Raw genomic sequence first — 26088 nt, 5'->3', positions numbered from 1 at the left:
ACGGGCGCCTCAGTCCGCCGGGGGCAGCTCGCCGGAGCCGCGGGTGATCAGCCGGGTCGGCAGCTCGATCCGCTCCGGGACGACCAGGCTTCCGTCGAGCTGCCGGAACAGCCGCTCGGCGGCGGTACGGCCGAGGGCGGCGGCGTCCTGCGCGACGACCGTGACGCCCGGCTGGAGCAGATCGGCCAGCTCGATGTCGTCGAAGCCGACGAGGGCGACCCGGCGGGCGTGCTCGGCGAGGACGCGGATCACGGTGACGGTCACCCGGTTGTTGCCGGTGAAGATCGCGGTGACCGGCTCCGGCCCCGAGAGCATCTCCTCCGCCGCCCGGCGCACCCGCTCGGGCGTGGTGACGCCGAGGGACATCCACGCGTCGGCCACCGGTATCCCCGCGTCCTCCAGGGCCGCGCGGTAGCCGCGCAGCCGCTCCGCGGCGGTGTGGATGCGGGGCATGTCGCCGATGAAGCCGATGCGCCGGTGCCCGTGCGCGACGAGATGCGCGACGCCGTCGCGCGCGCCGCCGTAGTTGTCCGACAGGACGCAGTCGGCGTCGATCTTCCCGGCGGGGCGGTCCACGAACACCGTCGCCACGCCCGCCTTGATCTCCGGCTCCAGGTACCGGTGGTCGTCCCCGGCCGGGATCACCACCAGGCCGTCCACCCGCCGGGCGCACAGCGCCAGCGCCAGCTCCTGCTCCCGGTCGGGGTCCTCCGCGCTGGACCCGTTGATCAGCAGGGCGCCGTGGGCGCGGGCCACCTCCTCGACGGCGCGGCTCAGCGGGCCGTAGAAGGGGTCCGCGAGGTCCTCCAGGACCAGGCCGATGCTGGCGGTACGGCCCTTGCGGAGCACCCGCGCGCTGTCGTTGCGGCGGAAGCCCAGCGCCTCGATGGCCTCCTGCACCCGCCGTTCGGTCTCCGGGGTGACGCCGGGCTCGCCGTTGACCACACGGGAGACGGTCTTCAGCCCGACACCGGCGCGGGCGGCGACGTCCTTCATGGTGGGCCGGTTGCCGTACCGGTTTCCGGAGAGGCGGGCGGTCTCGGGCACGATGCGGGGTCCTGTCCTGTCGTCTCGACGTCCGCGGGATGCGGCGATCCACGGTCTGTATGAGGATGTGGCGTCGAGCATAGAGCCTGGACAACGTTGTCACGGGCGGGAGAGACTGTCCACACTCTCCGGCCCCGCGCCCCACCGCTGGACCGGGCGATCCCTTGCCCTGCACGTCCGAGGCAGTGCCTCTGCCTTTCCTGCTTGAACGGGGAGATACCACACCGATGCACACCGACCTCGTGGCCGCGCTCGACATCGGCGGCACCAAGATCGCCGGAGCGGTGGTCGACGGCCACGGCACGATCCTGGTGCGCGCCCAGCGCCCGACGCCCGCGCGGGAGGACGGCGACACCGTCATGCGGGCCGTCGAGGAGGTGCTCGGCGAGCTGACCACCTCGCCGCAGTGGGGGCGGGCCCGGGCGATCGGCATCGGCAGCGCGGGTCCGGTGGACGCCTCGGCCGGCACGGTCAGCCCGGTCAACGTGCCCGGCTGGCGCGACTTCCCGCTGGTGGAGCGAGTGCGGGCGGTCACCGGCGGACTCCCGGTCGAGCTGATCGGCGACGGGGTCGCCATCACCGCGGCCGAGCACTGGCAGGGCGCGGCCCGCGGCCACGACAACGCGCTGTGCATGGTGGTCTCCACGGGCGTCGGCGGCGGCCTGGTCCTGAACGGCCGGCTGCACCCCGGCCCCACCGGCAACGCCGGTCACATCGGCCACATCAGCGTCGACCTGGACGGCGACCCCTGCCCGTGCGGCTCGCGCGGCTGTGTCGAGCGGCTGGCCAGCGGTCCCAACATCGCCCGCCACGCGCTGGAGAACGGCTGGCGGCCGGGCCCCGACGGCGACTCCACGGCGGCCGCGGTGGCCGCCGCCGCCCGCGCCGGGGACCCGGTGGCCGCGGCCTCCTTCCAGCGGGCGGCGCAGGCCCTGGCCGCCGGGATCGCGGCCACCGCGACCCTCGTCGAGATCGACATCGCGGTCGTCGGGGGCGGAGTCGGCAAGGCCGGGGACGTCCTGTTCACGCCCCTGCGCAAGGCCCTCGCCGACTACGCCACCCTCTCCTTCGTCCGGCGCCTGACGGTCGTCCCGGCCCGGACGGGCACCGACGCCGGCCTCGTGGGCGCCGCCGCGGCGGCCCTGGCGGGGCTGCCGGGCGCAGCGGCGGGAGTCTGAGGCGCGAGGGACGGGAACGGCGGGTCGGGTGTCCGGGCCCGGGGCCGGTGGGCCCCGGGCGCCGGCGGATCAGCAGGTCAGGCGTGCGTCCGCCCAGTCCGCGTGGTCGGAGTCGATGAAGTCTCCGCCGTCCGTGACGACCAGCCGGACCAGCTCCGCGCCGCGCACGTCCGCGGTGAGCGGCTGCGCGGGCATCGCGTTGGTGAGGGTGCCGGTCGCGGCGACACGGTTGTCGTCGGCCCAGATCTCGAAGGCGACGGAGCCCTTGGCGCCGGTCTCGTCGTCGACGCCGACGTCCGCGCGGACCGTCGTGCAGCGCCGGCCGGTGTAGTACATGACGTCGCTGAGCGCGTGGACGCCGAGTCCCTTGCCGTAGACGACCCCGCCGATGGTGATGGGACGTCCGTCGCCGGCCGCCTTCCCGCCGTTGCTCGTGTTGCGTTCCGCCGGTCCGAAGCCGCTCCCGGCGAAGACCCAGGGCAGATCACCGAGGTACGACGTCCCGGCAGGCGGCGCGACCACCACGGTCGCCGTCAGCGGTACGACGTTCTCGGTGCTGACGCCGGTGGGGGAGCGGTAACTCGCCTTCAGGGTCAGGGGATACGACCCGTCCGGTGTTCCGGCCGGCGCGGTGAGCGTCCAGGTGGTGCGCAGCGCGCGGCCGGTCGGCAGCGAGGCGGCCGTCGTCGCCGAGCCGGGCCGGACGGTCCAGCCGCCGGGCCCGGTCAGGGTGACCGAGACGTCCCGGGCGGCGGTGCGGCCGAGGCCGGTGGCGGTGGTGGTCAGCACGGCCGGGCTGCCCGCCTCGGTGAACAGGCTGCCGTTCAGGGCGAGTTCCACGGCGGGCGGCTGCGCGGCCCAGCGCGGGTCGGGAGCCACGCGCAGCAGCACGGTGCCGTGCGCGGGGACGGTGGCCGAGACGGCGCCCGCGGTGTTGTAGGTGCGGTGCTGCCACAGGTCGCGCAGGGTGTAGGCGTCGGCGTCGGGCAGGCCGAGGGCCGCCGTGGTGGTGGCGATGCGCTGCGGGCTCGCGGTCTCGTTGAACAGGGCGACCGCGCGGCTGCCGTCGGCCATCTCCTTGGCGATCACCCAGCGGCCGCCCTCGGAGGACAGCACACTGCCCTGCCGGCCCAGCGGGTCCTGGTCGACCGCGATGACCTCCTTGTTGCCGAGGATCGTGAAGGTCGCGTCGGAGGCCTTGCGCGGATCGCTGCCGATGAGCAGCGGCGCGGCCATGATGGACCACAGGGAGAAGTGGGAGCGGTACTCGGTGTCCGTCATGCCGCCGTTGCCGACCTCCAGCATGTCGGGGTCGTTCCAGTGGCCGGGGCCGGCGTAGGGCGCGAGGGGCAGGTTCTTCTTGGCGATGGTCAGCATGGAGGCCCAGCTGTCGCGGATGTCGCCGGTGGTGCGCCACAGATGGCCCACGTCGGCCGCCCACTCCCAGGGCTTGTTCTCGCCCCACTCGCAGATGCTGAAGACGATGGGCCGACCGGTCGCCTTGAGCGCGTCGCGCATGGTCCGGTAGCGCTGCCGGGCGTCGAGGCCCTGGTTGTTGCAGTTGTCGTACTTGAGGTAGTCGACGCCCCAGTCGGCGAACTGCCGCGCGTCGCTGTACTCGTGGCCGAGCGCTCCGGGGAAGCCGTTGGGGTCGCACGTCTTGGTGCCGGCGCTGGTGTAGATGCCGAGCTTGAGGCCCTTGGAGTGGACGTAGTCAGCGACGGCCTTGATGCCGTGGGGGAAGCGGACCGGGTCCGGGACCAGCTTGCCGTCGGCGTCGCGCTGGGGCTTGGCCCAGCAGTCGTCGAGGTTGACGTACCGGTAGCCGGCGTCCTTGAGGCCCTTCTCCACGAAGAGGTCGGCGACGCCCTTGATCATCGTCTCGTTGAATTCGGCGCGGCAGTAGGTGGAGTTCCAGTTGTTGAAGCCCATGGGCGGGGTGCGGGCGAGTCCGTCGTCCAGGGCCCGGGCCGGAGGGGCGGTGGCCGCGGGTACCACGAGCGCGGCCGTACACATCAGGCCGGCGGTGATCGCTCCGACCACTCTCCGCCGGGTGGTGCGGGTGTGAAGGTGACGCATCGTCACGTCCTCCAGAACCTGCGTAGCCGAGATGACGTCATGAACCCGTCATCCGTGCGTGATTACGGTAGGTCCTGCAGAACTGTGGTGGAAGGGAAGGGGTAACGCCTCACTCCGCCAAGGGTGAAAACACGACAAAGTCCCCGCTTTCCGTCGGGGGTGGTGTGCGGGCGTGATGGATCGTCAACAGGTCCTAGTCCCAGCCCCCCAGCAACCCCGCGTTGGCCTGGGCGGTGCAGATGTTGTAGCCGCCGGAGGCGTGGCCCTTCTCCGTCTCGCCGTCGATCGTGACGGAACAGTTGATGTCGCCGGAGCCCTGGAGCTGTGCGGTCACCGAGTAGTACAGCGCCTCCTCGTCCAGGGGCAGGGTGGCCGTGAACTCGTGGCCGTTCCACTTGCCCTGGCGGTTGTCGCTGTCCGACCCGTAGGTGATGTCCAGGGGGCCGAGGGCGCCGCTGGGCGCGGTGCCCCACACCTTGAACACCACCTTGCCCGCGCCGCCGGTGTCCGCCGCGGTCGTGTCGCCACCGGCGGCGTCCTCCTTCGCGGAGGCCTTCGGGGAGGCCTTCGGCGCCGCCTTGGGGGTGGCGGTCGTCGTCACGGTCACCGTGGCCCGCGGTTCGGCCTCGGCCGCCGGGGTCGCGGCTTCGGCGGTCCGGGTGACCGTCACGGTCGGGGCCGCAGCCGCCTCCGCGCCGGTCTTCTCCGCGCCACCCCCGGCCGAGCCGATGCCCGCGCCGACGAGCAGCAGGACGAACGCGGCCGGGATCGCCACCCGCTTGCGCGCCCACTTCGGCCCGTCCGGGGCGGGGACGGGCGGCAGCGGCGGCGGAGGCGGCGGTCCCACGGTCGGCGGCCCGGAAGGCGGCGGAGCGTCAAACGTCATGGTCCCCCCAGGGATTCGGTGCGTCACGCGAACGTAAGCGCGACTCCGGAGGCGCGGGGAGAGCGCGGCACGGTTGTGACGAAAGTGTGATGGGCGGGTGAATTCCCGGTGTCCGGGGAGGTCAGCGGCGTCCGCCGAACTCCCAGTCGTGGACCTCGATGTGGGCGTACCGGTCCTCGGTGAGGACCGCGCGCGCCGTGGCGGCGTCCGGGGCGCGCAGCAGCACCGCCGTGCCCAGCCAGGCGGTGCCGTCGTCGGAGAGCAGCGGGCCGTAGGCGATCAGCTCGTCGCGGTCCGGCGGCGGCGCGACGTCCGCGGGCTCGCCGGAGCCGAGGCCGAGGACCAGGTAGCGGTCGCCGCCCGTCCGGCCGCCGGGGAACTCCCACATGGTGCGGCCGAGCAGGTTCCGCCACCGGCGCAGCAGCACGTCCCGGTACCCGCCCGCCTGGTACACGGGCTCCTCGAAGGCGAACGCGCGGGCCGCGGCCGCGTCCGGCAGGTCGACGATGTGCACGCTGCCGGAGGGCGTCTCACCGTCCTCGGCGAAGGTGGGCCCGCGCGCGATCAGCTCCTCGGCGAACCGGTCCATGTAGGACCAGTGCTCCTCCAGCAGCTCCGAACGGAGGGCGGCGGAGCCGGGACGGTCGCGGTGGTAGCAGAAGAACTCCATGGAAGGAGATCATTCCCGGCCCGGCGGGCCGGCTCAACGGGATTCGGCGCCGCCCTCGCGCCGGGGCGTGACCCGCGGCCGTTCCCCGCGTTGAGCTGGGCATGAAGAAGCGCAGCATGCTCGCCATCGCCTCCCTCGCCACCGGTTTCGTCGTCGCCGCCGTGACGCCCTCCCACGGCCTGGCCGCTTCCGACGGTCCGCTCGGCGACCTGAACGTGCAGGACACCCTCAGCGCCGTCGACCACACCGTCGCCAGCCACAGCCTGGACCTGGACGAGGGCTCGGTGGTGGACGGCGACTGAGCGTGACCGCGCCGACGGCGCCGGGCCCCGCACCGGGGGTCCGGCGCCGTCCGCCGTCCCGGCCCTTTCCCGCGCCCTCAACTGGACCTGGTTTCCGTGGCAGGGTGGAGCGGGCAAGCCTCAGGGGGCCAACAGAAGAGGGGGACCCGTGATCGTCGTTTGGATCAACGGCGCGTTCGGTGCGGGGAAGACCACCACCGCACGGGAACTGATCGAGCTGATCCCGAACAGCACGCTCTTCGACCCGGAGGTCATCGGCGGCACGCTCACCGACCTGCTGCCGGCCAAGCACCTCGCCGAGGTCGGCGACTTCCAGGACCTGCCGATCTGGCGGCGGCTCGTCATCGACACCGCCGCCGCGCTCCTCGCCGAGCTGGGCGGCACCCTCGTGGTCCCGATGACCCTGCTGCGCCAGGAGTACCGGGACGAGATCTTCGGCGGTCTCGCCGCCCGCCGCATCCCGGTCCGGCATCTCGTCCTCACCCCGGCGGAAACGATCCTGCGCGCCCGGATAGCCGACCGGGAGACACCTCCCGGCCTGCCCGACGGGGAGATACGCGTACGGCAGTGGGCCTACGACCACATCGAGCCGTACCGCGCCGCGCTCGCCTCCTGGCTCGCCGCCGACGCCCACCTCGTCGACAACGGCACCCTCACACCGCACCAGACCGCCGCCCGGATAGCGGAGGCCGTCACCAGCGGGGAGGCGCCGGCCTGCGACATCGTGCAGACCCCCGAGCCCACCGCCGAGACCCTCGCCGCAGGTGTCCTGCTCTTCGACGAGCGGGACCGCGTGCTGCTCGTCGACCCCACCTACAAGGCCGGCTGGGAGTTCCCCGGCGGTGTCGTCGAGCCCGGCGAGGCCCCCGCCCGGGCCGGGATGCGCGAGGTCACCGAGGAGACGGGCCTGCGCCTGGCGGACGTACCCCGCCTCCTCGTCGTCGACTGGGAGCGGCCCGCGCCCCCCGGCTACGGCGGCCTGCGGCTGCTCTTCGACGGCGGTCGCCTGGATTCCGCCGAGGCCGAGCGGCTGCTGCTGCCCGGCCCCGAGCTGCGCGCCTGCCGCTTCGTCACCGAGCAGGAAGCCGCCGACCTGCTCCCGCCCGTCCGCTACGAACGCCTGCGCTGGGCACTGCGGGCCCGCGAGCGGGGGGCCGCGCTCTACCTGGAGGCAGGCGTTCCGGTCTAGGGGGTGTCTCGCCGCGAGCAGCCGGAACGGCGCTCACTCCGTCAGGTGCGCCACCACCGCCCCCAGCGCGGCGTGCAGCGGCCCGCTCCACTCCTCGACCGGGTCCAGGCTCTCGAAGCCGTGGTGGCCGTGGGGGACGTCGATCACCTCCAGGCGTGCCCCGCCGTCCTTGGCGGCGGCGCGGAACTCCTCGACATGGGCGGCCAGTTCGGATGCCTCCAGCCCCGCGCGCAGCAGCACGAGGGGCAGGTCGCCCGCGCCGCCCACCGCGGTGACGGGGCGGGAAATGCCCTCGGGCAGGCCCCAGTTGGGCAGCGGCGCCAGCACCGGGTAGCTGAACGCCACGCAGCGCAGCCACGCCGGCGGCCGTGCCAGCCAGTCCGCCGACAGCAGCCCGCCCCCGGAGAAGAACCACAGGGCGATCCGGTCGGCGTCCACCCGGGGGTCGGCCCGGACCAGCTCCACGGCGGCGGCCACGTCCTCGGCGGCACGCGGGTAGGCGGTCACGTCGTGCAGACCGTGGTCGAACGTCACCGCGACCGCTCCGCGCGCGGCGACGGACCGGGCGTGCCCGGTCAGCGTCGGCCAGTCGCGCGGCGAGGGCCGCGCCCCGGCCGGCACCGGGCCGCCGTGCACGAACAGCACCGCCGGCAAAGGGCCCTCGGCGCCGGACGGCACGTACAGGTCGACGTCCCCGTGCCGGTCCCGCGGCACGTCGGGCACCTCCAGGGCGAACGGCCGCAGGTGCGCGGGCGGCTGCCCGGCCCCGGCAGGGGTGAGACGGTGGCCTTCGCCGGCGGCGGCCCGCAGCAGAACCTCCGCCAGCTCGGCCGGCGAGGACAGCATCGGCCAGTGCCCGGTGGGCAGTTCGAAGAAGGACACCGCCGGTGAGGCCAAGGCCTGCAGCGCGGGGTCGCCGAAGTCGACCAGCCGCTGGATCATCCCGATGTCCACGCCGTTGCCGGTGCACAGCACACCCGTGGTCGGCACCGAGGCCACCGCGCCCGTCAGCCGCAGCGGCTGGAACAGCGTGGCCAGCGGCTGCGGGCGGGCGAGCGCGGTGAGCCGGTCCAGCGCCTCCGGTGCCACGCCCGCGGTGCTGCCCCAGCGCCGCCACTCCTCGGGGCCGGCCGGAGGCGTAAGGACACCGTCGCTCTCCCCGGCCCCGGCGCGCGCGGCCAGCCGCGTGCGCAGTTCCTCGTCGGGCACCGCCGCCAGTGCGGGGACGCCGTTCCGCGGCAGGCCCGCGTCGACGAAGACGATCCGCGCGACCCGGTCGGCCCGCCGGTCCGCCGCGCCGAGCGCCGGGTGGGCGCCGTAGTCGTGAGCGACCAGCACCACCTGCTGCTCCGGCCCGGCCGTGTCGATCGCCTCGGCCACCTGCGCGATGTGCGCCTCCAGATCGGCCGGCCCCGGCGGGCCGCCCAGCGTCACCGGGTACGCCTCCGCCCCCGCCGCGACCAGCCGCGCGGCTGTCGCCTCCCATACGTGCGCGTCCGTGAACATCCCTGGGACCAGCACGAATGCCGTCATCGCCGTCTCCTTGCGTCTGTTGGGCGAGCGTTCGCGGGTACCGTAGGAACTCCCCCTGAGGGAGGTTCAACTGTCCATGTCGCCCGACGGCCTGTGGAGCATCGGCGAACTCGCCGAGCACGCGGGCGTCACCGTCAAGACCGTCCGCTTCTACTCCGACCGCGGTCTGCTGCCGGAGGCCTCCCGCAGCTCCGGCGGACACCGCCGGTACGGCCCCGGAGCGCTGGACCGGCTGCGCCTGATCCGCTCGCTGCGCGCCCTGGACCTGCCGCTGCCCGAGGTGCGCCGCGTCCTCGACGCGGAGGGCGAGCCGGGCCCCGCCCTGGCCGACGCCGTCGCCGGGCGGCTGCGCGAGGTCGGCACCCAGCTGCGGGCGCTGCGCTGGCGGGAGACGGCGCTGCGGCTGGTGCAGGAGGCCCCGCCCGAGGAGCGCGCCGACCGGCTGCGGCTGCTCGGCGCGCTGACGACCCCGCCGACCACCGACGCACCCGCCCGGTTCTGGCGTGCCTGGCTGCCGGCGCGGATGCCCGCCCGCTCGGTCAGCGCCTTCCTTGAGGTGGCCGTACCGCAGCCGCCGGACGATCCCCGCCCGGAGCAGGCGCTCGCGTTCGCCCGGCTGCACGCGCTGACCAGCGGGCCCTGCCCCGGCGGGTCGCAACCCCAGCCGGAGGCGCACCGGGAGGCGGGCGCGCGCGGCGCCGCCGTCCTGTACGCGGGTCTGGCCGAGGCGTACGAGCTGGCGGCCGTACAGCTGCGCCGGGACCGGCGTCCGTGCCCCGGCGACGCGCTGGACGGCTTCGTCGCGGCGTACGCCGACGCCTACGGCATCCCGGACAGCCCCGGCTTCCGGCACCGGCTCGCCCGCCAGCTGGCCGCCGATCCGCGCCTGGACCGGTACTGGGAGCTGGTGTCCGAGGTCACCACGCGGCCTGGCGCCCGCCCGGAGCCCACACCCGGTGCCGCGCACGACTGGCTGCTCGCCGCCCTGGACGCGGACCTCGCGGCGGCCGGGTGAGCCGGCGACCGGCGCACGCAAGGGGCCCCTCGCCGAGCGGCGAAGGGCCCTCTGACGTGCGCGGAACGGATCAGCTCGCCGCGTAGTTGCGCAGGAACAGCGCCTCCGCGACCGACAGGCGCTCCAGCTCCTCCGGGGAGACGCTCTCGTTCACGGCGTGGATCTGCGCCTCCGGCTCGCTCAGGCCGATGAGCAGGATCTCCGCCTGCGGGTAGAGGGAGGCGAGGGTGTTGCACAGCGGGATCGAGCCGCCCTGGCCCGCGTACTGCATCTCCTGGCCGGGGTAGGCCACCGCCATCGCGTCGGCCATCGCCTGGTAGGCGGGGCTGGCCGCGTCGGCGCGGAAGGCCTGGCCCTGGCCGATCTGCTCCACGGCGACCCGGGCGCCCCACGGGGTGTGCGCCTCGATGTGGGCCTGGAGCAGCTTGGTCGCGTCGGCCGCGTCGGTGCCCGGCGGCACCCGCAGGCTGATCAGCGCCCGCGCGCTCGCCTGCACGGACGGCGTGGCGCCGACGACCGGCGGGCAGTCGATGCCGAGGACCGTCACCGCCGGGCGGGCCCAGATGCGGTCGGCGACCGTGCCCGAGCCGATCAGGCCGACGCCGTCGAGGACCTTGGCGTCCGCGCGGAACTGCTCCTCGTCGTACTGCAGTCCGTCCCAGGAGGCGTCCGCGGGCAGACCGTCGACCGTCGTCGAGCCGTCCTCGGCGCGCAGCGAGTCCAGCACGCGGATCAGCGCGGCCAGCGCGTCCGGGGCGGCGCCGCCGAACTGACCCGAGTGCAGGTTGCCCGCCAGCGTGTCGACCTGGACACGGACCAGGGTCATGCCGCGCAGGGTCGTGGTGACCGTCGGCAGTCCGACACGGAAGTTGCCCGCGTCACCGATCACGATGGTGTCCGCCGCCAGCAGCTCCGGGTGCTCCTCGGCGTACCGCTCCAGACCGCCCGTGCCCTGCTCCTCCGAGCCCTCGGCGATCACCTTCACGTGCACCGGCACGCCGCCGTTCGCCTTCAGCGCGCGCAGCGCCAGCAGGTGCATGATCACGCCGCCCTTGCAGTCGGCGGTGCCACGCCCGTACCAGCGGCCGTCGCGCTCGGTCAGCTCGAACGGCGGCGTCGTCCAGCCGGCCTCGTCCAGCGGCGGCTGCACGTCGTAGTGCGCGTACAGCAGCACCGTCTTCGCGCCCTCGGGGCCGGGGAGGTAGCCGTACACCGACTGCGTGCCGTCCGGGGTGTCGAGCAGGGCGACGTCCTGGAAGCCCTCGGCGGTCAGCGCGTCCGCCACCCAGCGGGCCGCGCCCTCGCTCTCGCTCTTCGGGAACTGGTCGAAGTCCGCCACCGAACGGAAGGCCACCAGTTCGGCGAGCTCCGCCTGCGCCCGGGGCATCAGCGAGGCGACGGTCTCGGCGACCGGATTCGACGACATGGGCACGCTCCTTGTAGGTGCGACGTTGTACTTGCGTGTACGTGTGCGTACGTCTTGTGCGTTGATCTGCCAACGGTTGACCGTGTGAGCGTACGCCCGTCCCGCGGCGCGGGTCGCATCCGCTGCCGGACCTCGGTCGGCGGCCCTTCGCGATCTCCGCCGTAGGATGCGGATGACAGCAGCGGCAGCGGCTTGATCGGGAGCGGTAGACCATCGTGAGCAGCGAGAACTCTTCGGCGGACGACGTGCGGCAGGTGTGGGACGTCGTCGTGGTGGGCGCGGGACCCGCAGGAGCATCGGCCGCCTACGCGGCCGCGGTCGCCGGGCGGCGCGTGCTGCTGCTGGAGAAGGCGGAGCTGCCCCGCTACAAGACCTGCGGCGGCGGCATCATCGGACCGTCCCGTGACGCGCTGCCGCCCGGCTTCGAGCTGCCGCTGCGCGACCGCGTGCACGCGGTGACCTTCTCCCACAACGGCCGTTTCGCCCGCACCCGCCGCTCCCGGCAGATGCTGTTCGGTCTGATCAACCGGCCGGAGTTCGACCAGCAGCTGGTCGAACACGCGCAGAAGGCCGGCGCCGAGCTGCGCACCGGGGTCACCGTGCAGCGCGTCGAGCAGCACGGCTCGGCGGTGCCGGACCGCCGTACGGTCGCCGTCGTACTGCAGGGCGGCGAGACGGTGCTGGCCCGCGCGGTCGTCGGCGCCGACGGCAGCGCCAGCCGCATAGGGGCGCACGTCGGGGTCAAGCTCGACCAGGTCGACCTGGGCCTGGAGGCGGAGATCCCGGTGCCGGAGACCGTCGCCGAGGACTGGAAGGGGCGGGTCCTGATCGACTGGGGGCCGATGCCCGGCTCGTACGGCTGGGTGTTCCCCAAGGGCGACACGCTCACCGTCGGCGTCATCTCGGCGCGCGGCGAGGGCGCCGCCACCAAGCGCTACCTGGAGGACTTCATCGGCCGGCTCGGCCTCGCCGGGTTCGAGCCCAGCATCTCCTCCGGCCATCTCACCCGCTGCCGCGCCGACGACTCGCCGCTCTCGCGCGGCCGGGTGCTGGTGTGCGGGGACGCGGCGGGGCTGCTGGAGCCGTGGACCCGGGAGGGCATCTCGTTCGCGCTGAGGTCGGGGCGGCTCGCGGGGGAGTGGGCGGTGCGCATCGCGGAGGCGCACGACGCGGTGGACACCCGCCGTCAGGCCCTCAACTACGCCTTCGCCGTCAAGGCCGGCCTCGGCGTGGAGATGGCCGTCGGCAAGCGGCTGCTGGCCGCGTTCGAGCGGCGGCCCGGGGTGTTCCACGCGGCGCTGACCGGGTTCCGGCCGGCGTGGAAGGCGTTCATGGACATCACCCGCGGCGCGACCTCGCTGGGCGAACTGGTCCGCAACCGGCCGATCGCGCAGCGCGCCCTGACACTGCTGGACCGGCGGGCGGCGCCGGGCGAGTCCGGGGCCTGAGGCCTGCCGGCCCGGTGCTCCTTCGGCTGCCTCAGTTCGCGGCCGTGATCCGGAACACCGGGTGGTCCGGTGCGATGCGGCGCAGTTCGGTGTCGGGCGAGTCCGGGCCGACGCCGTCGAAGAAGATGCCGACCTCGGCCTTCCAGCGCTTGAGGTAGGCGCGCAGGATCGCGGGCTTGTCGTCGTCGGCCACCTCGGTGGCGGTGAACTCCTCGACGTGCTTGCCGAGGTGCAGTTCGCCGCCGCCGGCCGCGCGCATGTTGTGGGTCCACTGGACGTGGCCGCGCGGGGCGACGAGGTAGCGCCGGCCGTCGACGGTCAGCAGGTTGACCGGCGTGGTCCGCCACTCGCCGCTCTTGCGGCCGCGCACGGCGAGGACGCGGGAGCCCCAGACGCTGACGCCCCGGCGGGTCAGCCACGCGACCGAGCGATTGAGGACCTGGACGGTGAACCAGCCGGGCTTGCGGACGTGTGCGGACACGGCGTGCGTGGACATGGAGACCCCCTGGGCGAGTGGGGAGAGCGCCGCTCTCTTGTGTGAGCACTGCTCTCGGTAACTCCAGTGTGCACCTTCGGCGCGGCCCGCGCAAGAGCAGTGCTCTCTGTTGTGTGCACTGCTCTCGCCGCATGGCAGACTGCAGCCATGAGCAGCCCCTCCGCACCCCCCGGCGGCGCCCGTGCCCGCGCCCGCCTCGAAGTCACCGCGGCCATCAAGGAGGCCGCCCGCCGTCACCTCGCCGCCGGCGGCGCGGCCCAGCTCTCACTGCGGGCCGTCGCCCGTGAGCTGGGCATGGTCTCCTCGGCGCTCTACCGCTACTTCCCCAGCCGCGACGACCTGCTCACCGCGCTCATCACCGACGCCTACGACTCCCTCGGCGAGGCCGCCGAGACCGCGCACGCCGAGGTCGCCGACGCGGCGCCGCCGCACCGCTGGACGACGGTCTGCGCGGCCGTACGGCGCTGGGCGCTCGCCCACCCGCACGAGTACGCCCTGATCTACGGCACGCCCGTGCCCGGCTACCGCGCCCCCCTCACGACGCTGCCTGCCGCCTCCCGCGTCGGCCTGCTCCTCATCGGCGTCGCGCGCGACGCGCACCGCCGCGGCCAGTTGGCGGCGCCGCCCCTCCCGGCCGGCCTCCGCGCGGAGGCCGCCCGCCTGGCCGCCGACATCGCCCCCGATCTCCCGCCGGCCACCGTGACCGCGCTGGTCGCCGCCTGGGCCCAGCTCTACGGCCTGGTCGGCTTCGAGCTGTTCGGGCAGTTCGACCGGATGGTGGAGGACCGTGAGCCCTTCTTCCGCCACGCGACGGCCCGGCTGGCGGAGAGCGTCGGCCTGCGCGCCGGAACGGCCTGATCCGGCCGCCCTTACCTCGGAGGTCATCGACCCCCGGCCGGCGCCCTGCCACGATCGTCGGTGTCAGCAGCCGACCGCCCGCCCAGGAGGACGCCGTGACCGCGTACGCCATCGCCCACCTGCACAACCCCGCCCCGCACCCGGACGTCGCCGAGTACATCGAGCGGATCTCCGCCACCTTCGAGCCCTACGGAGGCCGCTTCCTGGTGCACGGCGCGCAGCACGAGGTGATGGAGGGCAACTGGCCCGGCGCCGTCGTGATGATCGCCTTCCCCGGCATGGCCGAGGCCCGCGCCTGGTGGGACTCGCCCGCCTACCAGGAGATCGCCCCGCTGCGCTCGCGGCACATCGCCAGCGACATCGTGTTCGTGCCGGGTGTGCCCGAGGGCTACGACGCGGGTGCCACCGGCCGCGCGATGCGCGAGTCGCTGCCCGCGGGATGAGCCGGGCCGGGGCTCGGGCGGGTCCGCACAGTCGCGTCGTCCGCCCGGAGGGCGGGCCGCGCGGCGTCCGGTGCCTGCTCTGGGGCCCCTGCTCGAAGAGCTTGGGGGAGTGCCGGGCGTCGGGCGGCAGACGGGACTTCGCGGGCACGGCCTGCGGCGGATACTGCTCCGGGAGTACGTGTGACCACCACGCGTGGGTGACGCCGTCCGTCCCGCCCGGCGTCTAGCGTGACGGTCATGGACGAGCAGCGCACACGCGGGACCGGCCCCCCGCCGCGACGCCCGTGGCACGGGCCGCCGCCGGGGTGGGGTCGCCGCGACGAGGAGCACGACCGCCCCCGCCGGCCCTGGCGGTCCACCGCCGTCGTCACCGCGTTCGTGCTGCTCGGCTCGCACTTCGCCGCGGAGCAGCAGCACGGTGAGCGGGTCCCGCTGGATGCGTTCGGGCGTGCGCTGCTGGTGGTGGCCTCGCTCCTGCTGCTGTGGCGCATCCGGTACCCGGTGGCGGTCGCGTTCGGCACCGCCGCCGCGGCCCTGGTCTATCTGGGCGCGGGCTACCCGTACGGGCCGGTGTTCGTCACCGTCGCCCTCGGCTGCTTCAGCGCGGTCGTCGCCGGGCACCGGCATGCGGCCTGGTCGGCGCTCGGCCTGCTGTGGGCCGGGCATCTGCTGGTCGCGCACTGGCTGTACCGGTGGCTGCCGCCGTCCGGGGACTCCGCCGCCGGCTGGGGGCAGGAACTGCCGATCGCCGCCTGGGTGGTGGCGATCGTCGCGGTGGCCGAACTGACGCGGGTCCGCCGCGAGCAGTGGGCCAGGGAGCGGGCCGAGCGGGCCCAGGCGGCCCGGCGGCGCGCCGACGAGGAGCGGCTGAGGATCGCCCGGGAACTGCACGACGTCCTCGCGCACAGCATCTCCGTCATCAATGTCCAGGCAGGCGTCGGCCTCGCCCTGCTCGACTCCGACCCCGAGCAGGCCCGCACGGCGCTGACCACCATCAAGGCCCAGAGCAAGGAGGCGCTCGGCGAGGTGCGCCAGGTGCTCGACTCCCTGCGCGCGCCCGGCGCCGCCCCGCGCACCCCCGCGCCCGGCCTGGACCGGCTCCCGGAACTGGTCGAGCAGGCGGCGGGCGCCGGACTGACGGTGGAGGTGACGGGCCGGGCACCGGCGCTGCCGCCGGGCGCGGACCTCGCCGCGTTCCGCATCGTCCAGGAGGCCCTCACCAACGTCGTACGCCACTCCGGTTCCCGGCACGCGCGCGTGCGGCTGGAGCGGGCGCGCGGGGCGCTGCGGCTCAGCGTCGACGACGACGGGCCCGCGACCGGCGCCGACGCGGGCGGCAGCGGCAACGGACTGGCCGGAATGCGGGAGCGTGCCGCCGCGCTCGGTGGCACGATCGAGGCGGGGCCGCGCCCCGACGGCGGCTTCCGGGTGCTCGCCGTCCTGCCGCTCGACGCCGAGGAGGACAGCCGGTGATCCGCGTACTGCTCGCCGACGACCAGTCGCTGGTCCGGGCCGGGTTCCGCGCCCTGCTGGACGCGCAGCCGGACATCGAGGTCGCCGGGGAGGCCGCCGACGGCGAGGAGGCGCTGCGCAGGACGCGCGAACTGCGGCCGGACGTCGTGCTGATGGATATCCGTATGCCGCTGCTCGACGGCCTGGCCGCCACCCGCCGCATCACGGGGGACGACGCCCTGAACGGGGTCCGGGTGGTCATGCTGACCACCTTCGAACTCGACGAGTACGTCTTCGAGGCGATCCGCGCCGGTGCCTCCGGCTTCCTGGTGAAGGACACCGAACCGGAGGAACTCCTGCGCGCCGTACGGGCGGTGGTGGCCGGCGACGCGCTGCTGTCGCCCGGGGTGACGCGCCGCCTGATCGCGGAGTTCGCGGCCCGGTCAAAGGAACCGGCCGCGGCGGACGCGCTCGCGCACCTCACCGAGCGGGAGCGGGAGGTGATGGCGCTGGTCGGCATCGGCCTGTCCAACGAGGAGATCGCCCGCCGTCTGGTGGTCAGCCCGCTCACCGCGAAGACGCACGTCAGCCGCACGATGGTGAAGCTGGGCGCCCGTGACCGGGCTCAACTGGTGGTGCTGGCCTATGAGTCGGGGCTGGTCCGGCCGGGCTGGCTGGGCTGAACCCGCCCGTCGTGCTCCAGATCCCGCACCTGCCGGAAGCGGACCAGGACGGTCACCACACGGGTGACGAAGAGGGCGGCGGCCAGGACGGCACCGAGTCCGGTGAGCGTGTCGCGCACGCCCGCCGGCAGACGGAAGGCGTACGCCGGTCCGGCCACCGCGCCGAACACCAGCGCCGCCCCGAAGGCGGCACTGAACAGCGCGTATCCGATCTCGACGGTGATGGCGTCCCGCTCTGCCTGTGTACGGCGTCCCCCGGTCATGCGCGGGAGTCAAGCAGGCGGGGGCCCGGCGGGCAAGCAGCCCGGCCGGGCCCCCCTTTCACGGAGGCGCCCCCGTCAGTCGCGGACCGGAACCCGGTCCGGCTGCGCCTCCTCCACGGTGGACCTGGCGACCACGATCGACGGCTGCCGCGTCCGGCGCGGACGCAGGCCGGTGAGGGTGATCAGAAGGCCGACGGCGGCGATGCCCGCCGTGACCACGAACCCGGGACGGTAGCTGTCCAGCACGGCCTGCGGGGTCGCGGTGCCCGGGGAGTTGGCGGTGACCACGGCCGTCACGACGGCCAGGAAGATCGCGCCGCCCACCTGCACCGAGGTGTTGAGCAGACCGGAGACCATGCCCTGCTCGTGGTCCTCCACGCCGTTGGTGGCCTGGATGTTGAGCGAGGGGAAGACCAGCGCGCAGGCCGCGCCGATCAGCAGCATCGACGGCAGGATCGCGGCGGCGTAGACCGGGTCGAGGTCGATGCGCAGGAACAGCGCGTACCCGACGACCATCAGCGCGAAGCCCGCCGCGATCAGCCGCTGGGTGCCGAACCGGTCCACGATCGAGCCGACCTTGGTCGAGGAGATCGCCACCAGGGCGCCCGCCGGCAGGAAGGCCAGCGCGGTGTGCAGCGCCGACCAGCCGAGCAGCGACTGCATGTACAGCGTGGTCAGGAACTGGAAGCCGACGTAGGAGCCGAAGAAGGCCAGCGCGCCGAGCTGGGCGCGGACCTGGGTGCCGGAGCGCAGCACACCGAGGCGGATCAGCGGGCCCGCGGAGCGCCGCTCGACCAGGACGAACACGGTCAGCAGGACGGCGACGGCCAGGAAGGACAGCAGCGTGCGGGCCGAGCCCCAGCCGACCTCGGGCGCCTGGACCACGGTGAAGACCAGCAGCAGCATCGACGCGGTGCCGAGGACGGCGCCGGGCACGTCGTAGCCGTTGTGGTCCTTCTCCCGCTCGCTGCGCGGCAGCAGCTTCAGGCCGGCGACCAGGGCGATCAGGGCGATGGGCGCGGGCAGCAGCATGGTGAGCCGCCAGCTGGCCTCGGTGAGCAGGCCGGACAGCACCAGGCCCATGGAGAAGCCGGTGGCCGCGCAGGTGGTGTAGATGGACAGGGCCCGGTTGCGCAGCGGGCCCTCGGCGAAGGTCGTGGTGATGATGGACAGGCCGGCCGGCGCGGTGAAGGCCGCGCTCAGGCCCTTGATGAAGCGGCTGGCGATCAGCAGCGGACCGGAGTCGACCAGGCCGCCCAGCAGTGAGGCGAGCGCGAACACGCCGAGGGCCACCAGGAAGACCTGGCGCCGGCCCAGCAGGTCGGCGGTGCGGCCGCCCAGCAGGAGCAGGCCGCCGTAGCCCAGGATGTAGCCGCTGACGATCCACTGCAGCGTGGAGGTGGACAGGTCCAGGTCCGAGCCGATCGACGGCAGGGCCACGCCGACCATCGACACGTCCAGCGCGTCCAGGAACATCGCGGCGCAGAGCACCAGCAGGGTGCCCCACAGCCGGGGGGTCCAGCGGCCCTCCGGGGCGGGGGCCGCGGGGGTGGTGAGCGGAGAGGTCATGCCCCAGAGACTACATGCACATGCATCAGATGCAAGCGCATTTAATTCGGGTGCAATAATTTCCTGGCTCTGCTACGGTGCGGCCATGGCGGCGAAGAAGGCCGAGCAGGCGCTCGTGGACCAGTGGCGGGACATCCTTGCGCTGCACGCCCGCACCCAGTGCGAACTCGACCGCGCCCTCGGCGGGCACGGTCTGTGCGCCAGCGACTTCGAGGTGCTCGACGTGCTCTCCGAGAGCGCTCCCGACGGCTCCTGCGTCTCCTACCGCGTCCAGGAGATCGCCGAGCGCGTCCATCTCAGCCAGAGCGCCCTGTCCCGTCTCATCGCCCGGCTGGAGAAGGACGGCCTGGTCGATCGGGGCATGTGCCCGGAGGACCGGCGGGGCGTACGCGTCGCCCTCACCGCGAAAGGGCGCGCGCTGCACGACGAGCTGCGCCCGGTGCAGCGCGCGGTGCTGACGCGGATGCTGGCGGACTGAGTCCGCCCGCGTCTCCCGGCGTCAGGCGCTGCGGCGTCAGCCGATGGCCGACGTCTCCCGCCACAGTGCGGCGAGCGCGGCGTCCCCGGTCACCCGCGGCACCGGGACCCTGTTCCACAGCGCCAGATACAACTCGTCCGCCGGTCCGGCCAGTTCGGCGTCGGCGGCGCCGGTGTCCTCGCGCGTGGTGACGGGCGGCTCCGCCGACAGCCGTACGGTCCACACCGCGTCCGCGTCCGTCGCCCGCACCCGCAGCAGCCGCGGCTCGGGCGTCCGCACCCGGCTCTTGGGGCGGGCGTGGAAGCCGCGCAGCAGCTCGTCGATGCCGTCGACGGCGAACTCCGTGCCGACGGGGGAGGGGCTGCCGCCGCGGGCGGTCTCCGCGTCGTAGCGGTGGACGGCCGTCTCGTGCGCCTGGCGCCGTGTCCAGAAGGCCAGCGGCGACGGTGACGGCAGGGGTGCCGGGTGGAACGTCCAGGCGGCCGTCTCGGGTGAGGCCGCGGCCAGGGTGTCCACCAGGCGGCGATGGCTCTCCCGGTACCAGGCCAGCAGCTCGGCTCCGTCGAGGTCCGGCTCCTCGCCGAGGGGCCGGGGCGAGGTGAGCTGCTCGGCCACGAACGCGGTGGCCCAGCGGTGCACCGCGCCGGTGTGCCGCAGCAGGTCGCGCACCTGCCACTCCGGGCAGGTGGGCACCTTCGCGTCGGTGCCCGCCGCCTCGGCGGCCGCGGCCAGCGCCCGGCCTTCCCGGTCCAGGGCCTCAAGGAACTCGGCTGTCTCCATGGGGGGAGTGTGCAGCATCGAGTGGGTTCGAACGCAAGGGAATTCCTGGTGGCCCGGCGTACCGGCTCACTCGCAGCGGCCCCAGCCCGGATACGGCGGCCGCGGCCACACCGGTGGGTGAGGAAGGGGGAGGTCGCCCGGCGCGCGGGCCAGGTCCGTCCGCGCGGCCTCGTCTTCCGGCGCCGGGGCGGGCAGGCGGCCGGCGAGCCAGCCGAGGAGGGCGTGCCCGGGTGCGGCGACCGAGGGGCCGCCGGATCCGACGCGCCAGGTCCGGCCGAGGTCGGTCGCGTGCACCGACGTGACGGGGAAGTCCTGTGCGCGCAGGGTGGCGACGGTCTCCTCCAGCGCCCAGGAGACATACGCCGCGGGCCAGTCGTGCGTGCCGTAGGCGAGTCGGAGGTCCACGTGGTGGGTCTCCAGCTCGCGCCGGCAGCGGTGCAGGGTGAACCAGGCCGGGTGCCGCCAGCCCGCCAGGGCGCAGACCATGCGCTGCCAGGCCTCGACGGGCAGGGCGCGGGCCTCGCGGACGAACCGGTCGAGGCTCGACCGCACCTGGCCGGCCAGGCCGTCCCGGCCCCGCCCCGCGTCGGCCTCGACCGCACGGGCCAGCTCGGCGGCGCTCAGCCTCGGGCCGGGCGCGACACCGTCGCGGGCCGTCAGCAGCAGCCCGACGTACGCGTCGGCGCTCCGGGCGACGTGCGCCACCACATGGCCCCGGGTCCACCCGTCCAGCGCGGAAGGCGCCCGCAGCTCGTCGTCTTCGAGTGCGGCGACCGTGGCGACGAACCGCTCGGCCGCCAGGGCGACTTGGCCGAGGAGGGCGTGCGGGTCGGGGGCGTCGAGAGGGGTGTCGAGGGGAACGTCGTGCGGCACGGGCGCCTCCGGGGCGGGCCGGGTCGGGGTCGTTGAGGAACAGCGGGGCACCCAAGGGGAGCCGGGTGTCCGGCGGGGCGTCGCGGGCCGCGAGGGTGCGCTGCGGTGGTGCCGCGCGGGTCCGGACGTCGCCGGTGCGGTGATCGTACCGGCGGGTGTGCACCGGCCCCGCCGGCCGGCTCTGCTCGTGTCGTCTCGCGCCTGCACCGACGCGTATTCGGACGGGCTCAGTCGGCCACTCCCACCCCCTGCTTCACCGCGCCCGGGTCGGTGGTCAGGGCGAGCATCGCGTGGGCCACGTCCGCGCGGGCGATGAAGCGGCCCCTGGGCGGGAAGCCGCCGACGACCGTCCGGTACCGGCCGGTGAGGGGCCTGTTCTGCAGACGCGGCGGGCGGACGACCGTCCAGTCCGTGGCGCTGGCGGCCACCTCGGCCTCCATCGCGCGCAGGTCGGCGTAGACGTCCTTCAGGACAGCCGAGACGATCCCGCGTACGGCCCGGTCGAGGGGGCCGTCGTCCTCCGGCGCGGGGCCGACCGGGGCAGCGCTCACCACGACCAGTCGCCGGGTGCCCTCCGCCTCCATCGCGCGCAGCACGGTCCGGGTGAGCCGGGTCGCCACGCCCGCGTCCTTGCGGGAGCGCGCGCCGAGGCCGGACAGGACCGCATCGCGGTCGGCCACCGCGGGGCGGACGGCCTCCGGGTCGTCGAGGGCGGCGCGGACCACCTCCAGGGTGTCGCCGCGCACGGCCAGCCCGGCCGGGTTCCGGACGACCGCGGTCACGTGGTGTCCCGCGTCCAGCGCCTGGCGGACGATCTCCTGGCCGATGCCTCCCGTGGCGCCGAAGACGGTGAGTTTCATGGTCCCTCCAGGTGGTCGCGGTGAAGTCGTGGATGGTGGGTGAGTGTTTACTCACCACCTGCCTCCAGGGTGAGTAAACACTCACCCACCCGTCAAGCCCGGTCGGCCCCCGTCATGGAATGCTTGGTGACCATGCAGCAGCCACCGGCCAGAGTCCGCATCCTCGACGCCGCCCACGAGCTGATGCTCACCGTGGGACTGGCCCGTGCCACGACCAAGGAGATCGCCCGGGCGGCCGGCTGTTCCGAGGCGGCGCTCTACAAGCACTTCACCGGCAAAGAAGAGCTGTTCATCCGCGTACTCGCGGAGCGGCTGCCCCGCCTCACTCCGCTGCTGCGCAGCCTCGCCGCCGAGCCCGGGCAGGGCACCCTCCAGGAGAACCTCACCGAGATCGCCCGCCAGGCCGCCCTCTTCTACGAGCAGAGCTTCCCGATCGCCGCATCCCTGTACGCCGAGACCCAGCTCAAGCGGCGCCACGACGACGCGATGCGGGAGATGGGGTACGGGCCGCACCGGCCCATCGAGGACCTGGCGGCGTATCTGCGGGCGGAGCAGGACCTGGGGCGGGTCGCCCGGGACGCCGACCCGTACGCGGCGGCCTCGCTGCTGCTGGGGGCCTGCGCGCAGCGGGCGTTCGCCTATGACGCGACGCCGGACGCGACCCGGCCGGAGGTCGACGACTTCGCCGCGCGGCTGGCCCGCACCCTGCTCGCCGGCATCGCCGGGAGTACCGGGAGCGCCGGGAGTGCCGGGAGTGCCGGGACCGAGGGGGCCCCGGGTCCCAGGTGACGGGCCGGGAGCGGACCGGCCGCTGTCTTTCAGCCACTCTTTAGCATGGCGCGGCAGCATCGGGGCATCCCGCACCGGCCGTGAGGAGGCCCCCGTGACGCAGCCCTGGGTGATCCTGACCCGAGTCGTGGAGGAGGCGTACCGCTCCCTGGTCGCCTACGGGCAGATGTGGATCTGGGTGCCCTCCGAGCCGCCCCTGCCGGAACCGCTGGAACGCGTCCGCCCGGACATCCCGCTCTCGGCGGTGGAACGCGCCCTGGAACGGCAGTTGCTGGACCTGGACACCCTGGGCTGAGACACGGTCGGGTACGGCGTCCCGCCGGGCGCCCGCCTCAGCCTCCGGCCGCGCGGCGGGTGGTGAGGGCGATGGCGGCGGCCGTCGCGGCCAGGACCGCCACGCTGGTGAGGGCGACCGGCAGGGAGAACCAGTCGGCCATGAACCCGATGGCGGGCGGGCCGAGGAGCATGCCGCCGTAGCCGAGGGTGGAGGCGAGCGCGACACCGCCCGGACCCGCCAGGCTGCCGGCGCGTTCGACTGCGACGGGGAACAGGTTGGCCAGTCCCAGGCCGGTGATCACGAAGCCGAGCAGCGCCGCCCACACCGACGGCACGAGGCTCGCGACGAGCATCCCGGCGGCGGCGATCGTGCCGCCCCACACCAGCGTGCGGGTGCGTCCCAGCCGCTCCAGCAGGCGCGTGCCGGACAGCCTGCCGACGGCCATCGCGAGCGCGAAGCAGGTGTATCCGGCCGCCGCGACGCCCGGTGCCGCGCCGAGGTCCTGCTCCAGGTGCAGGGCGCTCCAGTCGGCGAGTGCTCCCTCGCCGTAGGCGGTGCCGAGGGCGATCAGGCCGAAGGTGACGACGAGGCCGCGGGTGCGGCTGTCGACGCGGCGCGTGCCCGGTGCCGTGTCCGGTGCGTCGGGCGCGGGGTCGTCGGCCGGTGCCGCCGGAGGGCGGTGACGCAGCAGGACCGGGCCGGCTGCGAGGGTCACGAGCAGGCCGAGCACTGTGAGGATGAGGAGATGGGCTGTGGGGGTGAGCGATCCCGCCACCAGTCCGCCGAGCCCGGCACCGGCCATGCCGCCGAGGCTGAAGGCGGCGTGGAAGCTGGGCATGACGGGGCGGCGCAGGGCGGCGACGAGGGCGACGGCGGCGCTGTTGAAGGCCACGTTGATGCTGCCGTAGGCCGCGCCGAACAGCAGCAGGACCGCGCCGAGCGCGGCGGCCGAGTGGGTCAGCGGGGGCAGCGCGACGCTGAGGGAGAGCAGGACGGCGCAGACGACGGTGACCTGGTGGCTGCCGTAGCGGCGGCACAGGCGTCCGGTCAGGGTCATGGTGACGACCGCGCCGGCCGAGACGCCGAGCAGCGCGAGACCGAGGGCGCTGGCGGAGGCGCCGGTCTGCTCCTTGATGGCGGGGATGCGGACGACCCAGCCAGAGAAGACGAAGCCGTCGAGGGCGAAGAAGGCGGTGAGAGCGATACGGAGTCGGGTGAGCTCGTGACCGTGGCCCGGCACGACGCTGTGCAGTCGGGTTTTGTTTATTTGCGGCACAAAGTCAGGCTAGGGCGGGCGGGGGCGGTGGGCAAGAGGTGACGCCCGGCACGCGCGTCCGGGGCGTCGCCGGCCTTCGCGCGCGCCGGCGTCGCGGGGCGGGGCCGGGGCCGGCCGGGGCCGGTGGTCGGTCGGATGGCCCGTACCGGTGATTGCCCGGCCGGCTGGGGCGGTCGTACCATCCGGGCTCCGTCCGATCCGCCGTACCGCGACACGACAGGGGTGCCCGTATGCCGGCAGCGCTCAGCCCTCAGGAGTCCGCCGCGCTGGCGGCGATCGACGAGGCGGACGTCGCCCGGACGCTGCGGGAGCTGATCGCGATACCGAGTGTCACCGGGAGCAGCGCCGAGTCCGAGGCGCAGCACCATCTCGCGCGGCGACTCGACCGGCTCGGCCTCGACGTCGACCTGTGGCCGGTGGACCTGGCCGCGCTCCGCGCCGACCCGGACTTCCCGGGCACCGAGGCGCCCCGGGACGAGGCCTGGGGCCTGGTGGCCACCACGCCCGGCGGGGGCGACGGGCCCACGATGATCCTCCAGGGGCACGTGGACGTCGTACCGCCCGGTGATCCGCGGCAGTGGGCCGGCGATCCCTTCACCCCGCGCGTGGAGGGCGACGTCGTGCACGGCCGCGGCGCCTGCGACATGAAGGCCGGGCTGGCCGCCAACCTCGCGGCGCTGGCGGCGATCCGGGACAGCGGGGCGAGGCTGCGCGGCCGGGTGGCCGCGCACTGCGTGGTGGGGGAGGAGGACGGCGGGCTCGGCGCCTTCGCCACGCTGCGGCGCGGCCACACCGGCGACGCCTGCGTCATCACCGAGCCGACCGGCGGCACCCTCGTGACCGCCAACGCCGGCGCGCTGACCTTCCGTATCGAGGTGCCGGGGCGGGCCACCCACGGCAGCACGCGGGACGCGGGGGTAAGCGCCATCGACGCCTACCTGCCCCTGCACCGGGCGCTGGCCCGGCTGGAGGCGCGGCGCAACGCCGGCGCCGACGCGCTGATGGCGGAGTACGCCCTTCCCTACGCGCTGTCGGTCGGCACCCTGCACGCCGGCGACTGGGCCAGCAGCGTGCCGGACCGGCTGGTCGCCGAGGGCCGGCTCGGCGTGCGGCTCGGGGAGGACCCGGCCGAGGCGAAGGCGGCGCTGGAGGGCTGTGTCGCCGAGGCGTGCGCCGAGGATCCCTGGCTGCGCGCGCACCCCGCCCGGGTGTCGTGGCCCGGCGGCCGGTTCGCGAGCGGCCGGCTGCCCGCGGGGCACCCGCTCGCGGACACCGTCCGCGCCGCCCACGCCGACGCGGTGGGCGGGCCGCGGCTGCGGCAGCGCGGGGCGCCGTACGGCAGCGACCTGCGGCTGTACGCCGCCGAGGGCGTCCCCACGCTGCAGTTCGGACCCGGTGACGTCCGGCTCGCCCACAGCCCCCGGGAACAGGTCTCCGTCCGCGAGGTCGTCGCCGTGGCCCGCACCCTGGTCCTCGCGGTACTCCGCACGGTCGGCACCAAGTAACGCCGCGCGCCGCCCGTCCAACCTCAGGACGGCGGACGGTGCCCGGCTCCCCGGAGGGTGTCCACCTTCGAGAATGGGTCGACGACCGGCGTCAGCTCGGCCGCGGCGACCGCCACCAGCGGCGCCGGGACGTCGCCGTCCCGCAGGGCGGTCACGTACGCGGAGGCCTGGGCGGGGGAGAGGGCGGGGACCTTCCGGCGCAGAACGCGCAGCGCGGAGAGCTTGCCCTCGGCACCGGCGAGGGCACTGATCTCGTCGTGCAGATCGTCGACGGCGGTCCGCACGGCCTCACCGCGCACCCGCACGCGGTACTCGGTCTCCCAGTCCCCGCAGACCGCGGAGACCACGCCGATCTGATGCAGGCTCCCGTCGACGCGGTCGACGAGGTACGGGCCGTTGCCCCCCAGCATGAGGTCCGGATTTCGGGTGCGCAGGTACTCCTCGGACGTCCAGTAGACGATCCAGACCAGCTCGTGCCGTTCCACCCCTGCCACCGCCATGCGGACCGGTGTCCACCGCCCGAACGGCTCGGCGAGCCTGAAGTCGCGTTCCAGCTGATCCTCGACGATCCGCACCGCCTCATCCCGCTCGATCACGTCGGCAGCATCCCCCACCGTTCCGGGCGGCAGCCACCCGTTTTGCGCTCTTGGACGGAATGGCGTGTCCCCACCCCCGCGCGCGGGACATCTCGTCCAGTGCGTCGCCGGGAAGAT

27 protein-coding genes are annotated in these 26088 nt (G+C 74.5%); 13 read left to right on the top strand and 14 right to left on the bottom strand.

Going from position 1 to position 26088, the window contains the following annotated elements; translation table 11 throughout:
* Nucleotides 1–9: 9 nt before the first annotated feature.
* Nucleotides 10–1128 carry a LacI family DNA-binding transcriptional regulator gene (locus IE308_RS13205; protein ID WP_110626563.1) on the bottom strand — a complete coding sequence of 373 codons (1119 nt, stop codon included), beginning with the start codon at nt 1126–1128 and terminating at the stop codon, nt 10–12.
* Nucleotides 1129–1274: 146 nt separating this feature from the next.
* Between IE308_RS13205 and IE308_RS13200 the strand changes: the two genes are divergently transcribed.
* Entirely contained in the window at nt 1275–2225 is a 951-nt protein-coding gene (locus IE308_RS13200; RefSeq protein ID WP_190218040.1) for an ROK family protein, read from the top strand.
* Between the two features lie 69 nt (nt 2226–2294).
* Here IE308_RS13200 and IE308_RS13195 read toward each other — a convergent pair whose 3' ends face one another.
* The 3 genes from IE308_RS13195 to IE308_RS13185 all read right to left on the bottom strand — a co-directional run bounded on the left by IE308_RS13195 (nt 2295) and on the right by IE308_RS13185 (nt 5860).
* Complete coding sequence (locus IE308_RS13195; protein ID WP_190218039.1) at nt 2295–4304, bottom strand: NPCBM/NEW2 domain-containing protein; 2010 nt, start codon at nt 4302–4304, stop codon at nt 2295–2297.
* Nucleotides 4305–4497: 193 nt separating this feature from the next.
* Nucleotides 4498–5190, bottom strand: a complete 693-nt coding sequence (locus IE308_RS36900) for a hypothetical protein (RefSeq protein WP_229908855.1) — start codon at nt 5188–5190, stop codon at nt 4498–4500.
* 121 nt (nt 5191–5311) lie between these two features.
* Nucleotides 5312–5860: a YciI family protein gene (locus IE308_RS13185; RefSeq protein WP_190218038.1), complete on the bottom strand. Its 549-nt coding sequence runs from the start codon at nt 5858–5860 to the stop codon at nt 5312–5314.
* 101 nt (nt 5861–5961) lie between these two features.
* Here IE308_RS13185 and IE308_RS13180 point away from each other — a divergent pair, with 101 nt between their 5' ends.
* On the top strand, nt 5962–6162 hold the full coding sequence (locus IE308_RS13180; RefSeq protein WP_190218037.1) for a hypothetical protein: 201 nt from the start codon (nt 5962–5964) through the stop codon (nt 6160–6162).
* A gap of 148 nt (nt 6163–6310) precedes the next feature.
* The gene (locus IE308_RS13175) at nt 6311–7351 is read left to right on the top strand and encodes an NUDIX hydrolase (protein ID WP_190218036.1); all 1041 of its coding nucleotides are present in this window, start codon (nt 6311–6313) and stop codon (nt 7349–7351) included.
* Nucleotides 7352–7384: 33 nt separating this feature from the next.
* On the opposite strand, the gene IE308_RS13170 is transcribed toward IE308_RS13175, so the two are convergent.
* Nucleotides 7385–8884, bottom strand: coding sequence for an alpha/beta fold hydrolase (locus IE308_RS13170; RefSeq protein ID WP_190218035.1), 1500 nt, complete (start codon nt 8882–8884; stop codon nt 7385–7387).
* 76 nt (nt 8885–8960) lie between these two features.
* Here IE308_RS13170 and IE308_RS13165 point away from each other — a divergent pair, with 76 nt between their 5' ends.
* Entirely contained in the window at nt 8961–9899 is a 939-nt protein-coding gene (locus IE308_RS13165; protein WP_373314496.1) for a helix-turn-helix domain-containing protein, read from the top strand.
* A gap of 70 nt (nt 9900–9969) precedes the next feature.
* Here the strand turns inward: IE308_RS13165 and IE308_RS13160 are convergent, their stop codons facing one another.
* Nucleotides 9970–11325, bottom strand: coding sequence for a dipeptidase (locus IE308_RS13160; RefSeq protein WP_190218034.1), 1356 nt, complete (start codon nt 11323–11325; stop codon nt 9970–9972).
* 215 nt (nt 11326–11540) lie between these two features.
* On the opposite strand from IE308_RS13160, the gene IE308_RS13155 reads away from it, so the two are divergent.
* Complete coding sequence (locus IE308_RS13155; RefSeq protein ID WP_190218033.1) at nt 11541–12773, top strand: geranylgeranyl reductase family protein; 1233 nt, start codon at nt 11541–11543, stop codon at nt 12771–12773.
* 31 nt (nt 12774–12804) lie between these two features.
* Here IE308_RS13155 and IE308_RS13150 read toward each other — a convergent pair whose 3' ends face one another.
* Entirely contained in the window at nt 12805–13269 is a 465-nt protein-coding gene (locus tag IE308_RS13150; RefSeq protein WP_190218032.1) for a nitroreductase family deazaflavin-dependent oxidoreductase, read from the bottom strand.
* 147 nt (nt 13270–13416) lie between these two features.
* Between IE308_RS13150 and IE308_RS13145 the strand changes: the two genes are divergently transcribed.
* The 4 genes from IE308_RS13145 to IE308_RS13130 all read left to right on the top strand — a co-directional run bounded on the left by IE308_RS13145 (nt 13417) and on the right by IE308_RS13130 (nt 16705).
* Entirely contained in the window at nt 13417–14127 is a 711-nt protein-coding gene (locus IE308_RS13145; protein ID WP_190218031.1) for a TetR/AcrR family transcriptional regulator, read from the top strand.
* A 95-nt stretch (nt 14128–14222) separates the two neighbouring features.
* On the top strand, nt 14223–14570 hold the full coding sequence (locus IE308_RS13140) for a DUF1330 domain-containing protein (RefSeq protein WP_110626552.1): 348 nt from the start codon (nt 14223–14225) through the stop codon (nt 14568–14570).
* A 237-nt stretch (nt 14571–14807) separates the two neighbouring features.
* Entirely contained in the window at nt 14808–16043 is a 1236-nt protein-coding gene (locus tag IE308_RS13135) for a sensor histidine kinase (RefSeq protein ID WP_190218030.1), read from the top strand.
* Nucleotides 16040–16705, top strand: coding sequence for a response regulator (locus IE308_RS13130; protein ID WP_110626550.1), 666 nt, complete (start codon nt 16040–16042; stop codon nt 16703–16705). Before IE308_RS13135 ends, IE308_RS13130 begins: the two co-directional genes overlap by 4 nt.
* On the opposite strand, the gene IE308_RS13125 is transcribed toward IE308_RS13130, so the two are convergent.
* Together IE308_RS13125 and IE308_RS13120 are read right to left on the bottom strand one after the other, a co-directional pair.
* Nucleotides 16666–16968 carry a DUF6332 family protein gene (locus IE308_RS13125; protein WP_190218029.1) on the bottom strand — a complete coding sequence of 101 codons (303 nt, stop codon included), beginning with the start codon at nt 16966–16968 and terminating at the stop codon, nt 16666–16668. The two genes, IE308_RS13130 and IE308_RS13125, sit on opposite strands and share 40 nt — an antisense overlap.
* A gap of 75 nt (nt 16969–17043) precedes the next feature.
* Nucleotides 17044–18537, bottom strand: coding sequence for an MFS transporter (locus tag IE308_RS13120; RefSeq protein WP_190218028.1), 1494 nt, complete (start codon nt 18535–18537; stop codon nt 17044–17046).
* An 85-nt stretch (nt 18538–18622) separates the two neighbouring features.
* Between IE308_RS13120 and IE308_RS13115 the strand changes: the two genes are divergently transcribed.
* On the top strand, nt 18623–19015 hold the full coding sequence (locus tag IE308_RS13115) for a MarR family winged helix-turn-helix transcriptional regulator (RefSeq protein ID WP_190218027.1): 393 nt from the start codon (nt 18623–18625) through the stop codon (nt 19013–19015).
* Nucleotides 19016–19051: 36 nt separating this feature from the next.
* Here IE308_RS13115 and IE308_RS13110 read toward each other — a convergent pair whose 3' ends face one another.
* The 3 genes from IE308_RS13110 to IE308_RS13100 form a co-directional block, all read right to left on the bottom strand.
* Nucleotides 19052–19795, bottom strand: coding sequence for a maleylpyruvate isomerase family mycothiol-dependent enzyme (locus tag IE308_RS13110; RefSeq protein WP_190218026.1), 744 nt, complete (start codon nt 19793–19795; stop codon nt 19052–19054).
* A 66-nt stretch (nt 19796–19861) separates the two neighbouring features.
* Nucleotides 19862–20668, bottom strand: coding sequence for a maleylpyruvate isomerase family mycothiol-dependent enzyme (locus IE308_RS13105; RefSeq protein ID WP_190218025.1), 807 nt, complete (start codon nt 20666–20668; stop codon nt 19862–19864).
* 227 nt (nt 20669–20895) lie between these two features.
* Nucleotides 20896–21528, bottom strand: a complete 633-nt coding sequence (locus IE308_RS13100; RefSeq protein WP_190218024.1) for an NAD(P)-dependent oxidoreductase — start codon at nt 21526–21528, stop codon at nt 20896–20898.
* Nucleotides 21529–21660: 132 nt separating this feature from the next.
* Between IE308_RS13100 and IE308_RS13095 the strand changes: the two genes are divergently transcribed.
* Nucleotides 21661–22317, top strand: a complete 657-nt coding sequence (locus IE308_RS13095) for a TetR/AcrR family transcriptional regulator (RefSeq protein WP_190218023.1) — start codon at nt 21661–21663, stop codon at nt 22315–22317.
* Nucleotides 22318–22411: 94 nt separating this feature from the next.
* Nucleotides 22412–22612 (top strand): DUF6059 family protein, encoded by a 201-nt coding sequence (locus IE308_RS13090; RefSeq protein ID WP_110626544.1) that lies wholly within the window; start codon nt 22412–22414, stop codon nt 22610–22612.
* A 37-nt stretch (nt 22613–22649) separates the two neighbouring features.
* Here IE308_RS13090 and IE308_RS13085 read toward each other — a convergent pair whose 3' ends face one another.
* A complete protein-coding gene (locus IE308_RS13085; RefSeq protein WP_229908854.1) occupies nt 22650–23870 on the bottom strand; it encodes an MFS transporter in 1221 nt (406 codons plus the stop codon).
* A 230-nt stretch (nt 23871–24100) separates the two neighbouring features.
* On the opposite strand from IE308_RS13085, the gene IE308_RS13080 reads away from it, so the two are divergent.
* Complete coding sequence (locus IE308_RS13080; RefSeq protein ID WP_190218022.1) at nt 24101–25375, top strand: ArgE/DapE family deacylase; 1275 nt, start codon at nt 24101–24103, stop codon at nt 25373–25375.
* 23 nt (nt 25376–25398) lie between these two features.
* On the opposite strand, the gene IE308_RS13075 is transcribed toward IE308_RS13080, so the two are convergent.
* Complete coding sequence (locus IE308_RS13075) at nt 25399–25971, bottom strand: YrhB domain-containing protein (RefSeq protein WP_190218021.1); 573 nt, start codon at nt 25969–25971, stop codon at nt 25399–25401.
* Between the last annotated feature and the right edge of the window lie 117 nt (nt 25972–26088).

It is taken from the genome of Streptomyces griseosporeus, assembly GCF_014656055.1.
Taxonomy (GTDB): Bacteria; Actinomycetota; Actinomycetes; order Streptomycetales; family Streptomycetaceae; genus Streptomyces; species Streptomyces griseosporeus.
This window is presented reverse-complemented; position numbering and strand designations above follow the sequence as displayed.

Excerpts from the sequence above, each read along its gene's own strand:
- IE308_RS13205 (WP_110626563.1), bottom strand. The coding sequence starts at position 1,128 with ATGCTCGACGCCACATCCTCATACAGACCGTGGATCGCCGCATCCCGC.
- IE308_RS13200 (WP_190218040.1), top strand. The coding sequence starts at position 1,275 with ATGCACACCGACCTCGTGGCCGCGCTCGACATCGGCGGCACCAAGATC.
- IE308_RS13195 (WP_190218039.1), bottom strand. The coding sequence starts at position 4,304 with ATGCGTCACCTTCACACCCGCACCACCCGGCGGAGAGTGGTCGGAGCG.
- IE308_RS36900 (WP_229908855.1), bottom strand. The coding sequence starts at position 5,190 with ATGACGTTTGACGCTCCGCCGCCTTCCGGGCCGCCGACCGTGGGACCG.
- IE308_RS13185 (WP_190218038.1), bottom strand. The coding sequence starts at position 5,860 with ATGGAGTTCTTCTGCTACCACCGCGACCGTCCCGGCTCCGCCGCCCTC.
- IE308_RS13180 (WP_190218037.1), top strand. The coding sequence starts at position 5,962 with ATGAAGAAGCGCAGCATGCTCGCCATCGCCTCCCTCGCCACCGGTTTC.
- IE308_RS13170 (WP_190218035.1), bottom strand. The coding sequence starts at position 8,884 with ATGACGGCATTCGTGCTGGTCCCAGGGATGTTCACGGACGCGCACGTA.
- IE308_RS13165 (WP_373314496.1), top strand. The coding sequence starts at position 8,961 with ATGTCGCCCGACGGCCTGTGGAGCATCGGCGAACTCGCCGAGCACGCG.
- IE308_RS13160 (WP_190218034.1), bottom strand. The coding sequence starts at position 11,325 with ATGTCGTCGAATCCGGTCGCCGAGACCGTCGCCTCGCTGATGCCCCGG.
- IE308_RS13150 (WP_190218032.1), bottom strand. The coding sequence starts at position 13,269 with ATGTCCACGCACGCCGTGTCCGCACACGTCCGCAAGCCCGGCTGGTTC.
- IE308_RS13145 (WP_190218031.1), top strand. The coding sequence starts at position 13,417 with ATGAGCAGCCCCTCCGCACCCCCCGGCGGCGCCCGTGCCCGCGCCCGC.
- IE308_RS13135 (WP_190218030.1), top strand. The coding sequence starts at position 14,808 with ATGGACGAGCAGCGCACACGCGGGACCGGCCCCCCGCCGCGACGCCCG.
- IE308_RS13125 (WP_190218029.1), bottom strand. The coding sequence starts at position 16,968 with ATGACCGGGGGACGCCGTACACAGGCAGAGCGGGACGCCATCACCGTC.
- IE308_RS13120 (WP_190218028.1), bottom strand. The coding sequence starts at position 18,537 with ATGACCTCTCCGCTCACCACCCCCGCGGCCCCCGCCCCGGAGGGCCGC.
- IE308_RS13115 (WP_190218027.1), top strand. The coding sequence starts at position 18,623 with ATGGCGGCGAAGAAGGCCGAGCAGGCGCTCGTGGACCAGTGGCGGGAC.
- IE308_RS13110 (WP_190218026.1), bottom strand. The coding sequence starts at position 19,795 with ATGGAGACAGCCGAGTTCCTTGAGGCCCTGGACCGGGAAGGCCGGGCG.
- IE308_RS13100 (WP_190218024.1), bottom strand. The coding sequence starts at position 21,528 with ATGAAACTCACCGTCTTCGGCGCCACGGGAGGCATCGGCCAGGAGATC.
- IE308_RS13095 (WP_190218023.1), top strand. The coding sequence starts at position 21,661 with ATGCAGCAGCCACCGGCCAGAGTCCGCATCCTCGACGCCGCCCACGAG.
- IE308_RS13080 (WP_190218022.1), top strand. The coding sequence starts at position 24,101 with ATGCCGGCAGCGCTCAGCCCTCAGGAGTCCGCCGCGCTGGCGGCGATC.